The 13649-nt window shown below is 65.9% G+C and carries 8 protein-coding genes; 2 read left to right on the forward strand and 6 right to left on the reverse strand.

Annotated elements, in window-relative coordinates:
• The first annotated feature begins 1 nt into the window (after position 1).
• Positions 2-1348 (forward strand): O-antigen ligase family protein, encoded by a 1347-nt coding sequence (locus CRO39_RS13745; protein WP_097122516.1) that lies wholly within the window; start codon positions 2-4, stop codon positions 1346-1348.
• A gap of 6 nt (positions 1349-1354) precedes the next feature.
• Here CRO39_RS13745 and CRO39_RS13750 read toward each other — a convergent pair whose 3' ends face one another.
• The 3 genes from CRO39_RS13750 to CRO39_RS13760 form a co-directional block, all read right to left on the reverse strand.
• Entirely contained in the window at positions 1355-2110 is a 756-nt protein-coding gene (locus CRO39_RS13750) for a YdcF family protein (protein ID WP_097122517.1), read from the reverse strand.
• A gap of 31 nt (positions 2111-2141) precedes the next feature.
• Entirely contained in the window at positions 2142-3695 is a 1554-nt protein-coding gene (locus CRO39_RS13755; protein WP_097122518.1) for a lipopolysaccharide biosynthesis protein, read from the reverse strand.
• A gap of 146 nt (positions 3696-3841) precedes the next feature.
• Positions 3842-7855 carry a non-ribosomal peptide synthetase gene (locus tag CRO39_RS13760; RefSeq protein ID WP_097122519.1) on the reverse strand — a complete coding sequence of 1338 codons (4014 nt, stop codon included), beginning with the start codon at positions 7853-7855 and terminating at the stop codon, positions 3842-3844.
• Between the two features lie 388 nt (positions 7856-8243).
• On the opposite strand from CRO39_RS13760, the gene CRO39_RS13765 reads away from it, so the two are divergent.
• Entirely contained in the window at positions 8244-10016 is a 1773-nt protein-coding gene (locus CRO39_RS13765; RefSeq protein WP_141400800.1) for a hypothetical protein, read from the forward strand.
• A gap of 135 nt (positions 10017-10151) precedes the next feature.
• Here the strand turns inward: CRO39_RS13765 and CRO39_RS13770 are convergent, their stop codons facing one another.
• The 3 genes from CRO39_RS13770 to CRO39_RS13780 form a co-directional block, all read right to left on the reverse strand.
• Entirely contained in the window at positions 10152-11933 is a 1782-nt protein-coding gene (locus CRO39_RS13770; protein ID WP_141400801.1) for a glucosamine inositolphosphorylceramide transferase family protein, read from the reverse strand.
• A gap of 67 nt (positions 11934-12000) precedes the next feature.
• Positions 12001-12780 carry an alpha/beta fold hydrolase gene (locus tag CRO39_RS13775; protein WP_097122522.1) on the reverse strand — a complete coding sequence of 260 codons (780 nt, stop codon included), beginning with the start codon at positions 12778-12780 and terminating at the stop codon, positions 12001-12003.
• On the reverse strand, positions 12773-13549 hold the full coding sequence (locus CRO39_RS13780) for an alpha/beta hydrolase family protein (RefSeq protein ID WP_217991845.1): 777 nt from the start codon (positions 13547-13549) through the stop codon (positions 12773-12775). Before CRO39_RS13780 ends, CRO39_RS13775 begins: the two co-directional genes overlap by 8 nt.
• Between the last annotated feature and the right edge of the window lie 100 nt (positions 13550-13649).

Here is a 13649-nt window from a genome sequence, read left to right on the forward strand (position 1 = left end):
CATGTTGATTCGCCTGCTGCTGGCGGTGCCGATCCTGTTCATGCCGAACATGCTGCACCTGTCGTTCGAAACCGGCATTCCCGGCCTGAACATCGCCAACCTGCTCTTCATCGTGGTGGTGGGCGTATTGCTGATGGCGGGCAGGAAGTACAGACCGCTGGAAGCGCGTGGGCCGATAACCAATGCGCTGCTGCTGCTGTTTGCCGCCCTGCTGATCGGCCTGGTCATCGCGCAGGCGACCATGCCGATGAATTTCATGGACGACTTCACCTACATCAAGAACCTGGTCTTCTACCCGCTGCTCTACTTCGTCTACCGCCGCTGCGGCCAGGACCTCAAGGGCACCCGGCAGCTGATCATCTTCGTGATGATCGTGGCGGCGGTCGCCGGCCTGGAAGCCATCCGCGAGGGGCTGGACTACGGCTTCGGCCGCTACTCGGAAACCCGCCGCGCATCCGGCCCGTTCGGCGTCGACTACAGTTCGGCCAACCGCGCCGGCGTGTTCTACGCCATGTTCCTGCCGATGTTCGTCGCCATGGCGCTGTTCTTCCGCAAGCAGAAGCTCTGGCGTACCGCCGCCATCGCCGGCTGCGCGATCATGGCGGTGGCGATCATGGCCACCTACTCCCGCCAGTCCTACCTGATCGCGCTGGTCGCGGTGGCCTTGCTGCTGATCCGGCGCAATGTGGTGCTGGCCGCCGTCATCGGCGTGCTGATGGTTCCCGCCATCAGCCTGTTGCCCGAAAGCGTGACCCAGCGCGTGGCCGAGACCGAGCAGGAGGATTCGGTCGGCGCCGAACAACTGGACGTCAGCACCGCCAGCCGCTTCGAAATATGGACCGGCGCCATGGAGATGTGGAGCGAGCATCCGGCCGGCGTGGGACTCAACCGCTTCAAGCGCCATATCGGCAACTACGTGCCCCGCTATGCCGGCTACGATGCGCACAGCATGTACGTGTTGATGCTGGCCGAATGCGGGCCGCTGGGCCTGGCGGCGCTGTTCTACCTGCTCTGGCGGCTGCTGGCGATGGGAGTGGGGTTTGTCCGCGCCGTCCCCGGCAACGATGCCGAAGCCAAGGCATTGTCGCTGGGGTTCATCCTGGTGGTCGTGTCCACCGCGCTTGGCAACGTCTATGGCAGCCCGTTCTTCGAAGGCGCGGTGATGGCCAACTTCTGGGCGCTGTGCGGCCTGATGGAGCACTACGTGGCGCTGAAGAAGCGCCAGGCCAGCGGCCTGGTCGCCGCAGCGCAACCGGCCGCACCCCCCGCCGCCCACATCGGCCAGCGCTTTCCGCTGGCGGCCAGGATCGCGCCCGGCCGGTATGGCGAAAGCGATAGCCGCCAATAGACCCGGTCAGTCTCCGGAACCGGCACGCTCCCACACACGGTAGTACAGCAGCCCGGCCAGCTCGTGCAGCGCCGCCTCGGTCTTGGCCATCGCACCGGTTTGCGGAAGCAGATAGCCCGGCAGGCGCGCCGGCGCCAGCCGCGAGTCGGTGGCCAGCGCACAGACCTGGAAGCCGGCGTTGCCCATCGCATAGCGCGCGCGCGGCATGTGCAGCGCCGAGGTAATCAGCACCACCCGTTCGGGCGGGGATGGCGCCAGCGCCGCCACGTTCTGCGCGTTCTGCCGGGTATTGCGCGATTCCGGCTCCTCGGCCATGGCCGCCGGCGCCACGCCAAGACGCCGCGCGTACGCCGCCATCAGCCGGCTCTCAGGCATCGCGCCGGGCTGTGGTGGCCCGCCGGCAAGGAGCAGCTGCCGTCCCGGTTGCTGCGCCCACCATTGCGCCGCCGCTTCCACCCGCCGCTTGCTGGCGGCACTGAGCACGCTGAAATCTTCGCCGTCGCGCGGCGTCTGGCCAACGCCGCCGCCCAGCACCACCGCGATCTGCGGCGGTTCGCTGCGGCAGAACGCCGGTTGCGCGGACGGCGACTCCAGCCAGCCGATCAACAGATTGGCGCAGAGCGGGGTCATCGCAAAAACGGAAACTGCCGCGCAGCACGCACAGATGCGGAGCAGCCGGCGGCGGTCGGCACGGGTGCGCCAACCCAGCGCCAACGCCGCCAGCGTCAGCAGCAGCCAGCTCAGCGGCGACAACAGCCACATCAGGCCAGCGCCTCCAGGTTGCGGCGACGGTTCATGCCGGCTTGCGCCTGCGCCAGCCGGCGGCCAGCTGGCGCAGGCGCGCGTCCAGCAGCAGCACCGGCGCTACGTACAGCAGCAGCCACAATCCGAAAGCCGTGAACAACCGCGTCCAGGGCGAAACCAGCCCAAACAGGTCGGTAAGCCGGACCACGGCCACAAACGCGGCGGCGGCGCCCAAGGCCAGCAGCAGCGTCCGCATGTCGGGCAATCTGCGCAATTCCCTTGGGCACAGCGCGCAGGTGGCCGCCCCCAGCAAGGCATAACTGGCGACCGTGGCGTATACCGCGCCCATCACTCCCAGCGTCGGGATCAGCCACAGGTTGAGCCCGATGTTCAAGGCCGCGACAACCAGGGTCAAGTACAGCACCGTCATCGAACGCTTGTGCAGCAACAGGCCATACCCACCGATGTCGAGCAGCGGATACAACGCGTACATGGTGCCTATCCAGGCGAACACCGGTCCGGAGGCGGCCTTGTCGGCGCCGCTGATCGCCTGTACCGCTTCGCTGCCCACGCACCAGATGGCCACGCCCACGCCAATCGACGCATACGTCATCGGAAACAGCACCTGCCGCTTGAGCGAACGCACGCCGGCGGCGCCCTCGGTCTCGTAGTTGCGGTTGGCCACCGGCACGAACGATTCGGACAGCGCCGCATGCATCAGCATGCTGACCTGCAGCGCCAGCGAGTAGCCGATGGTGTAGATGCCCACCACCGCAAAATCGTCCAGCAAGCCTTTGAGCATGATGCGGTCGATGGAAATCAGCAGCACCGTGGCGATCTCGTTGACCACCAGCGGCATGCCATAGCGCAGAGCCATGCGGAACTGGGAAACATCCAGCGCCTGCCGCGAGAACTGCAGGTTCTTGCGCACCCAATGCACGTAGAAAACGATGACGACCGCCGCCGCCAGCACCTTGCCGCCATAGGCCGCCAGCGCGGTGCGCTCCAGCGCGATGACCGCCCCCAGCATCGCCGCCAGTTCCAGCCAGCGCCACGACACCCGCGTGACCATCAGCAAGCCGGAATGCTCGCCGGCGCGCAGCACCATCTGCACCAGGCTGACGAAGACCATCAACGGAATGGACAGCACCGCCAGCCACAACACCGGCGAAAACGAAGCCCCGCCAAAGTAATCGATGCAGAAGAACACCGTCATCGCCAGCGCCCACAACCCCAGCGAGACCAGCATCGGCAGCAGGAACAGGTTGGTGGCGAACCCGCGCAACCCCGCCCCTTCCTGACCATAGGGATAGAAGCGGATGATCGCGTGCTGCGCGCCCAGCTTGGCCACCGCCACGGCAATCATCAACCAGGTTTCGTAGTAGCCCAGAATGCCGTACTGGGTATTGTCCAGCAGCCGGGTCAGGGCCGGAAACGAAATCAGTCCGGCCAGCATGACCAGCACGCTGGCGCTGGAATAGCGCAGGTAATGGGTGCCTATGCCGACTTTGCCGGCCGGCCTGGAAGCCGCTTGCGGCGCGGTTGCCATGCGGTCGTCGGGCATGCTGTCGTCAGGCATGCGGTCGTCGGGAGTGCGGCTCATCGTGCCTTCGTTGCTGGGTGGGCGGCCACGCAGTGCGGCGGGCGATTCCCCGCGCCGCCGCCGCGTTGGTCACTGCAACGCGGATTGGGCCGCGGGACGGTCATGCCGCATGGCCTCGGCGCTCGGGCCAACGGCCGCAGCACGCCCTACAGTACCGCATCGATGCACTCGCGCAGCCGCTTGCCCAATTCCGGCTGATCGATGAAATCGTGGTGGCGCCCGGGCAGTTCGAAGACGTCCACACCGGCCTCTATCCAGCGGTCCCAACCCATGCTGGGATCGTCGGCGGCGCGCCGGGCGACGGTGCGGAACAGATGCACCCGCCCCGGGTAGCGCTGCGGCAGGTAGCGCCGCAACGCGCGGTGATTGCTGCGCTCCACCCGATGGATGCGAACCGCCTGCGACAGCAGCGGCCCGGCGATGCCCAACCGCTGCTTCAGCCGCAACCAGGGCAGCTCGAACAGACGCAGACGCTGGCGCTGCCACAACTCGCGGCGCTCGGATGCGTTCATGTCGATGTAGACACGCAGCCACAGCCACGGTTTGAAGCGCGCCAGGCGGGCCTCGCCATAGCGGTGCGGGCAATAGGTGTCGAACATGGCCAGCAGCGCCACCCGGCGGTCCTCGCCAAGCAGCCTGCGCGCCACTTCCAGCGCCACGATGCCGCCCATCGAACCTCCCGCCAGCAGATAGGGGCCGGCCGGACACACGCGCCGGATCTCACCCACGTAGGCATCGGCCATGGCCTCGATGCTGTCCAGCGGCTCGGCCACGCCATCCAGGCCCGGCGACTGCAGGCCGTAGACCGGTTGCTGCATATCCAGCGCGTCCAGCAACGGCAGGTAGTTGAGCACATTGCCGCCAACCGCATGGAACAGGAACAGCGGCAGCCGCGCCCCGCCCTTGCGCAGTTCCACCAGCGGGCGCCACGCCGAAGATTGCGCGTTCGCCGCTTCGCCGCCGCCGCCCTTGTCCGTCTGCGCGCCGCGCAGCACCTCGGCCAGGCCGGCAATGGTGGGGCGGTCGATCAGCGTGGCCAGCGGCAGGTCGACACCGAAACGTTCGTGCAGTTCGGTGAACATCCGCACCGCCAGCAGCGAATAGCCGCCCAGCTCGAAGAAATCGTCTTCCACGCCGATTTCCTCCCGCTGCAGCAGGCGCTGCCACTGCTCGCACAATTCCCGCTCCAGCGCATCGCGCGGAGCCAGCCTGCGGCGCGGCGACAGCGGCTCTGCAGTGTCCGGGGCCGGCAACGCGCGCCGGTCGATCTTGCCGTTCGGGGTCTTGGGCAGCGACCTCATGACCACCACGTACTGCGGGCGCATGTAGGCAGGCAACGCGCCGGTCAGCCGTTGCCGCAGCAGCGGCATCATCGCCTCGGGCGCCGCATCGCTGCCGACATACAGTGCCAGCACCTGGTCGCCGCCGTTCAAGGTCCGCGCCACCGCCACGCATTCGGCAACACCGTCTTCGGCGGCAGCGGCGGCCTCGATGTCGCCGGGCTCTATGCGGAAACCGCGCAACTTGATCTGTTCGTCCACGCGGCCATGGAAGTAGAGCTGGCCGTCATGGATACGGCCCATGTCGCCGGTGCGGTACATCAGGCTGCCGTCGTCGGCGAAAGGATCGGGCAGGAAGCGTTCGGCCGATAGATCGGGCCGGTGCAGATAGCCGTCGGCCACGCCGGCGCCGCCAATCCAGATCTCGCCCAGCGCATGCGGCAGCGCGGGACGGCGCAACGCGTCCAGCACGTACAAGCGCGTGCGCGCTATCGGCTGGCCCAGCGGCACCGCGCGCGCGCCGGCGCGCATGCGCTGGACAGCCGACCACACCGTGGTTTCGGTAGGGCCGTACAGGTTCCAGAGTTCGCGGCAACGCGGAATCAGCGCTTCGGCCAGCGGCAACGGCAGGGCTTCGCCGCCGACCAGCAGGCGCAGCGGCCGCAGCGCTTCGATGCGACCGACTTCCTGCAGCAGCGCAATCAGCGAGGGCGTGGTCTGCAGCACCGTGCAGCGATGGCGCTCGATGAGCCGGCACAGGGCTTCCGGATCGCGGTGCTCGTTGTCGTCGGCAATCACCACCTGTCCACCGCACAGCAATGGCAGGTACAGCTCCAGCGCGGCGATGTCGAACGACAGCGTGGTGGCGGCGCAAATCACATCATCCTGGTCGAAGCCCGGCGATTCGCGCATCGCGCAAAGAAAATTGACCAGGTTGCGATGCAGGATGCGCACGCCCTTGGGTTCTCCGGTCGAACCGGAGGTGTACAGCACGTAGGCAAGATCATCGGGACCGACCACGGGCAGAGCGCGCGCTTCCGCGGCCGGCGCGGCCAGTTGCGGCAACGGCCACCAGGCGCGGTCGGCCAACACGCCTGCCGGCAACCGCTGCTCACCCATGCCGATGATCTGGCGCAGGCCGGAATGCTCGGCCATGCGCTGCAGCCGCTGCTCGGGAAATGCCGGATCCAGCGGCACGTAGGCCGCGCCGGCGCGCAGCACGGCGATGACCGCCACCAGCATGTCCACGCCGCGGGGCAGCGCCACGCCGATCAGCTGGCCCGGCACCACGCCCCGTTCCAGCAGCGCCTGGGCCATGCGACGGCTGCGCGCATCCAGTTCGGCGTAGTCCAGGCTGGCCGTGCCCGACAGCACCGCGCAATGCCCTGCGAAGCGGGCGAAGGCCGTTTCCAGCAACGCCGGCAGCGATGCGGCATCACCGTCAGCGGGCGCGCGCTCGTTGACCAGCGAAAACGATGCCGGCGGACGCTGGCGCGGCAGTTGCAGCGAAGCGGCGGTGGCATCGGTCGCCTCCGCCAGCGCCCCCAGTATCTCGATATACAGCGCAGCCCAACTGCAAATCGTCGATTCGTCGTACAGCGCGCGCCGGTATTGCACGTCCAGCGCCGGTTGCCCCGGCGTCTGCCACCAGTAGAAACCCAGTTCCCATGGCGAGGCCACGCGTGGCAACACTCCCAGCCTGCAATCGGTGCCGTCGAAACGCAGTTTTTCCAGCGACGGCGCAAGACTGACGATGGATTCCACCAGCAACATGCGGCCCGCCTCGCGCGGCAGTTGCAGCGCGCCGACGATGCTGCCCAGCGAAATGTCCTGGTGACCTGCCGCAGCCTTCAATGCGCTGTGGACGCGCGCCACCAGCGACGGCAGCGGCTCGTCGGGGTCCACCTGCACCCGCAGCGGCAAGGTATTGTCGGTATCGCCGACCACGCGTGCCCCGCTCCCCTGCGCCGCGCCGGCGAAAGGCACACCGCAGACCAGATCGGTTTGGCCGGTCAGCCGGTGCAGCAGCACGAAATAACCGGTCAGCAACAGGCAGAACCGGGTAACCGATTGTTGGCGGGAACGAATGCGCAGGCTGCGCCATAGCGTCGGCTCGAAGGCGATCGAAACGCTGGCCGCGGCGAAGTCCATCTGCGCCGTGCGGGCGCGGTCGGTCGGCAGTCGCAGCGGCTCGGGCGGCTGGCGGAACTGCGCCAGCCAGTATTGCAGGCACTGCTTGCCCTGTTCCCCGTCGCGCCGAGCGCGTTCGGCGCGGACATAGGCGGACCACGAATCGGCCCGCGCCAGCTGCGGTGCCTGTCCGCGGCAATTGGCGCCGTACAGCGCCGCGATCTCGCTGGTGGCCACGCGCAGCGACCAACCATCGACGACCAGGTGATGGGCTATCAGGAACAGCCGCTGCGAGTCCGGCGAAAGGCGGCAGAGGTACATCCGCAGCAATGGCGGCACGGAAGGGTCGAATGGAATCGAGGATTGCGTCCGGCAGAATTGCCAGTAGTCCGCCAGCGGCTCGGCAGCGGCCGAAAAATCACGATGCTCCAGCCCGACCCGGCTGGGAGGGTCGTAGACCTGGGCGCTGCCATCGGCAAGAAAACGCATGGCCAGCGCCTCGTGCCGCCCGACAAACGTATTCAATGCCGCGGCCAGGGCCTGCGTGTCCAGAGGCCCTTCGAATATCAGCTCAAAAGCCTCTCCGAAGGCCAGCGCCGCCTGCGGATTGTAGCGCCCCCCCAGCCACTTCTCCGCCTGCGCATCGGTCAGCGGAAATCGCTCACCGGGTCGCGGCCCACCTGAAGCGCGCGCATCTGAAATAGCCCCGTTCCCCAAGATCTGTCCTTCCCCGATGATGCATCCGGTCACACTTTACCCGGAGTATAGGGGGTATGGGCGGCAGACAGAGGCTCTTGCGCTCCGCTTGGGGCGGTCGCTGCCCATCTTTATGTTTTCACATCGGGCGATGCCGCCGCGCGGACACGGCAATAATGCGCGGGAAACCGAACTTCAGACGATTATCTTGAGCTGGATCAAAGTTAATGCTTTCGATGTGAAGACGGTTTTCACGCGAATTTTCAACTCGATAACTCCGCGGAGCCGGCCGCCGAAAGTGTGAACTCGATTTAAATAATTCGAAACCGATTGATAAATGCGTGAACCACTTATCAACACGGCGCATAACGTTGTATAAACTGCAAACCGGACAGGGGACATGTCTTTTTTTTTAATCAGCGGCCCACAGGAGCCGTTCTAGATGACTGCACTCCAAATTCGCTCTTTCCGCTCCCGTCCCCTGCTGGGCCTGTTTCTTGCGCCTTTGGGGCTGATTTCCGCCGGCGCCGATGCCCAGTCGCTGGGGGTCTGCAACTCCTTCTATTCGTCCGGCTTTACCCTGACCGAAGGCAAGGTCAATCCCACTATGCCGTCCCTGGCCAAGCCAGCCAAGGGCACGGTACTGAAGGAACCCAATTTCAATACCTGCCTGGTCCGCGCCACGGTGCACGACACCGAGCCGCCTTCGACTTTCGCTCGCACCGATTATTCGCGCCGGCAGTCGTTCAATGCGAACAACACCTATTTCATCGTCTATTCCAACGACGGCTGGTGGCATCTTTACAACGCCACCACCTTGCAATACCTGCGCAAGCTGTCGCCCAAGGTCGCCAATTCCTCGGTTTCCGCCGAATTCCACATGGCCGGCGATGCCGAACCGCAATGGCACCCCACCGATCCCAACAGCCTGTATTACGTGCCCAACAACGGCGGCACCAAGCTGCTCAAGCTGGACGTGCGCACCAATACCCATACGGTAGCAGCGGATTTTGCCGGCAAGCTGCCCTCGTGGGCGTCCAGCGCGGCGCACATCTGGACCAAGTCCGAGGGTTCGCCCTCCGCCGATGGACGCTACTGGGGCTTCCAGGTCGAGAACAGCAGCTTCGGCCTGCTCGGCTACATGGTGTGGGACCTGCAGAACAACCGCCTGGTCGGCAGCCGCCAGGACAACAGCCGCCCCGATCACTCGAGCATGTCGGCCGCCGGGCGCTGGTATATCACCTCTTCGGACACCACCGGCACCTGGGCCTGGTCGCCGGATTTCACCAAGAAGAAGAAACTGCACAACAAGAGCGAACATTCGGACATGGCCCTGGGCCCGAATGGCCAGGACTACTATGTCTCGGTGGACTACCAGTCCTCGGCTGGCGACGTGTTCTTCACCGATATCGACGCCTGCCCCGCGGTGGCAGCAAGCGTCACCACCGCTCCCGTGTGCCCGCGCACCGTGCTGTTCCCCAGCTACATCAACGGCGCAGCGACCGCGATGCATTTCTCCGGCAAGAGCTTCAGCAAGCCGGGCTGGATGATCTGGAGCACCTATGCCACCACCGCATCGCGCGATGGCAGCTGGCCCTGGTTCACCAACAAGATCTATGCGGTGGAGCTGAAGGCCAATCCCCGCGTCTATCCCATCGCCTATACCCGTCGCGCCGAATCGGCAGGCGGCTACTGGTCCGAACCGCACGCCACGGTCAGCCGCGATTTCACCCGTATCGCTTTCAACAGCAACTGGCATGTCAATAACGCCAACGACATCGATACCTATATCGTGCATATCCCGCAATCCGCGTTGCCGGGCGGCACCACTACCCCTGCACCCACGGCATCGCGGGTGACCGGCGGCAATCTTCCGCCGTCGCTGGGTACCGCCGCCGCTACTGCCGCAGCGCCAGTCTCCAGCGGGGCGCAAGTCAGCCAGAGCCCCGCAACCGGCGGCAGCGATAGCGGTACCGCTTCGGGCACCAGTACCGGCACGGCAACTGACGCCGGTACTACCGGGCAACCGGCAAGGTTCGTGTCCCGCGGCGAACGCGTGCTGCGCAGCGGCGCGCTGCTGGCCCGCAACCTGGGATTGCTCGACGGCACATCGATCCGTGCGGCGCTGTGGTCGCTTCCCGGCGCCAGCCTGTTCGACGACGACGACACCTTCGAACTGGAGTCCGAGCGCGAAAGGAAAAGAAACCGCCGCTAGCGCAACGTAACCGGTCGCGACCTTCTTCTGATCGCGACCTTCTACTGAATTGGAATCATTGCCAGACCTGGCGAAGCCCAGCTTCGCCAGGTTTTTTTCTATGGTTCTTTTGGTTTCGAGGATGTGCCGACAGGTTCATGTTCCGGCAGCATCCCGCAGATGCGCTGGCGCCTGCATTGCCGCGGCGGCATCGAGCACCCGTATACGTGTCGACGCAGGCGGGGGCTCGCCATGGGCATCCAGCACCTCGATTTCTCCGGCGCGGTTGTAGGTATGGCAACCATCGAGCGCGCCTGACCACACCGGGTCCAGGCGCGACAACGGGGTTTCCGCGTACTCCTGCGGGCTGAGCGTACCGATCTGGTTGAAGACGACGGCGGAACCGTAGATCGGAGCGCAGCATTGCGCTGGCCGGATCAGTCTTCCCTCATGCAGGAACAACTGGCCTGCCGGCCGCGACCTGCGCACGTCGCTGACGATGGGATTGGCCGGATGCGGCAGATACGGCCCCTCCAGCGTGCGGGAAACGAACAGGAACAGTTCGTCCGAAGGGTTGGCGCCGCTTTCGGATACGTTGCCGAACAGATACCAATGGCCCTCGTGGAGATACAGCGTGGGGTCGACGCAGACGCGGCCTTCCAGCAAATGGGCGACCTGCCGCCAGCCCCTGGGAAAATCATCGGTCCGGTACAGGCTGACGCGCTGCGACTCGCACGACTCCACCGTCATATACCAGTGCCCTCGCCACTGGAATACCTGCGGATAGGAAAGGTGGAACGGCTCCTGCAGGATGATGCCAAGATTCAGCGCGGTGCCGTCGGCCTGCAGTTCCAGGCAGGTGATGACGCCACGGCCGCTGGTTTCGATGAATTCTTCCACAAACAGCAGTTTCCTTTGTCCGTGCTCGACCGGAAAAGGATCCGCCCAGTAGTTGCCGCCTTCGGCAACCAAACTGCGCGTTGCGGCAACCCGCGGCGAGCGCGGATCGAGAGGGTCCTGCGCATCGGGCAGTACGACGAACCAGGGCTGCTGCGCACTGCGCCGCCGGCTTCGCCACTGCGCCAGCAATTTCAGGGTTATCGCAAACGCACGCAATCCCACGCCAGCCGCATAGGCGGGAACAGCCGGAGCGACCCGCAGCGTCTGATTACCGGCCGCAGCCACCTGCAACCGGCCGTCGGCCAGGCGACGCAACGCCCGCAACAGCAGCGCCGGCAATTTGAGAAAGGCCTGGTCGCGGTGCTGGCTGAACGACACCGCCCGGGTCGCGCCCCAACTCATCTCCAGTGGAATCCGTCCGCCCTGCGCAGAAACCAGCTCCAGTCCGAAAGGCGTCGCCACCTCTCCCGCCATGATCGGCTGCAGCAAGGCAAGCCCTGCTTCGATGGGATCGGCAAGATCGCCGTCGATGGTCCAGCACCCGTGCACCGACACGGCCGACAGCGCTGGCGCCCAATCCGCAGGTCCCAGCAACAGGACAAGATCCGGCCGCAGCGCGGCTACGCGTTGCCGGACCGCCTCGGCGTCGCCAGCCGCCTGCTGCCAGTGCAGTCCATCGTCCTTCAGGTTTTCCAGCGCAACCTGCGACAGCGCTCCGTCTTCGAGATGGCGGAACGTACGCAGAAACCAGCGCAGCAGGCTGCGTTCCAGACGCAGGAAAGCGCGCAGATCGGCTGGCGCGGCCGACTCATGCGGAACCGGCGACGCAGGAACGAGCAACAGCCGTATATCGATGTGCCGGCTTGCCAACGCCATTTCCAGAAAACGGTGCAGCCAAAGCGGCACCTCCGCCGGCGCCACCACGGCCACCTTCAGCCGCTCGGCACCGGCCGCCGGCGGCGGATAGAGCGGCGACCGGTACGGCGGCGCGGCCGCCTGAGCCAGACCGTCCGGGCCCGATGGCTCGTTCTGGTTCATGCGCGCGCACCCGTTGGCAGCGGTGCCGGCCCGCCGCTGCCAGCGCAAACGCAACGACGACTGGCGGTCATAGTCCCTCCATCCATTGCAGGATGCGAGCGCTCACCCGCTCGCGGTCGAGCGGAGAGAACAGGATGTGATCGATCTCGGGCCAGAATTCCAACTGCAGACGGGGATGATCGCGCCACGCGCCATAGCTTGTCCGCAACTGCCCAGGATGCAGCAGATAGTACGACACCCCACCGGTGTAGAAGGCCAGGGTATCGACGCCGCGTTCCAGCAACTGCGCCAATTGCCGCTTGAACTGCTGCGGCTCAGGCCAGTCGCGAAAATCCATGATTCCCGGCAATCCCGCCGGCTTGGGGCGCAGGAAGCGCATTATCATTCCCGGCCACGACGACGGCGGGCGCTTCAGCAGCAGCCGCAGCTGTCCGACCCGGAACCAGTGGTTCTTCACCGCCATCGCATCCATCAGCAGCAGGCCCACAACCCGCTTGTCGACCAGCGCGATCTTCCAACCCAGGTCGGCGGCGCTGCAGATGCCGCCGATGATGAAGTGGCGGGAACCCGTCCTGGCTTCGATCGCGTCGAATACTTCGTCCACCACCGATTCCTTGGTCGCATGCGTGCCGGTTGGAGCATCGCCGGTATTGGGAAGGTCGAACCGGAACACGTCGAATCCCCGGGCCGCCAGGCCGCGCGCAAGCCGCACATGAAAGCGGAACGCGCCGGTACGGTGGATCAAGCCGGGATTGAACAACACCACGGCGCGCCGGCGACGGTTGCCTGCCGCACGCGTCAACAGACCATAGCTGCGTCCGCCGTCCAGGGCGATGACTTCATCCATGCGCCGTCCACCTCGGCAGGTCGGAAATCAATGCGGCCAGCGCGGGCCGCACACCGCGTACGGGAATCAGTCCGCTCAGGTCGACCTCGTCGGACCAAGCGGTGCTTTCGGCGGGCAGTTCGTAGTAACTGCAGCGGGACGGCGATGGCCAGTCCTTGCAGGCGGAGTCGACGATAGCCACGGGAATGTCGCTATCGCAGGCCGAAGCGTCCAATGCGGTCCATTCGGCCCTGAATCGCCCGGAAAGCTGGAAGCCCATCAGATCCGATGCCGCAGCAGGCGCGATCTGGTCGCGCAGCGGAAAGCGGTAACGCGAACCGCGCTCTTGAAGATCGCGTTGTTCCAGCGTCTGCAGGTAGCGGCCCGCATCGGTAACCGGCTGCCACAGCCAGAGCGCGCAAGCGCCGACGCGGCGCGCCTCGCGCGCGCCCAGCAATGCCGAGCCGCGGATACCCATCAGGATCAGCGGCACGCCGTCGCAGCGGCGGCGCAGTTCTTCGGCGGCGATGGCAATGTCCTCCCCGCATTCGGCCGGGCTGAAGTCGCTGTCCTCGCCTTCCGAATCGCCGGTGCCGAAGTAATCGAAGCGCAGGCAGCCCAACCCCGCTGCGGCCAGCTCGGCGGCAATCCGGGAAAAGAACCGGTAGCTGCGAAACTGCTCATGCAGCAGCGGCGGACACATCAGGACCGCGCCACGCGCTGTTCCCTCGGGACGGTGGAAAACGCCGAACAGACGCCGTTTTTCACGGCCGAAATAGAACGGATGCATCGTCTCTCCGTTCATTCTGCATATCCGGACAGGGCCTCCGGGCATGCTGCTCCCGTCGCCCGCCGTCCCTGAACGTCGTTCCGGCGCATCGCCGCTTTCC

The organism is Pseudoxanthomonas wuyuanensis, from assembly GCF_900215535.1.
Lineage (GTDB): Bacteria > Pseudomonadota > Gammaproteobacteria > Xanthomonadales > Xanthomonadaceae > Pseudoxanthomonas_A > Pseudoxanthomonas_A wuyuanensis.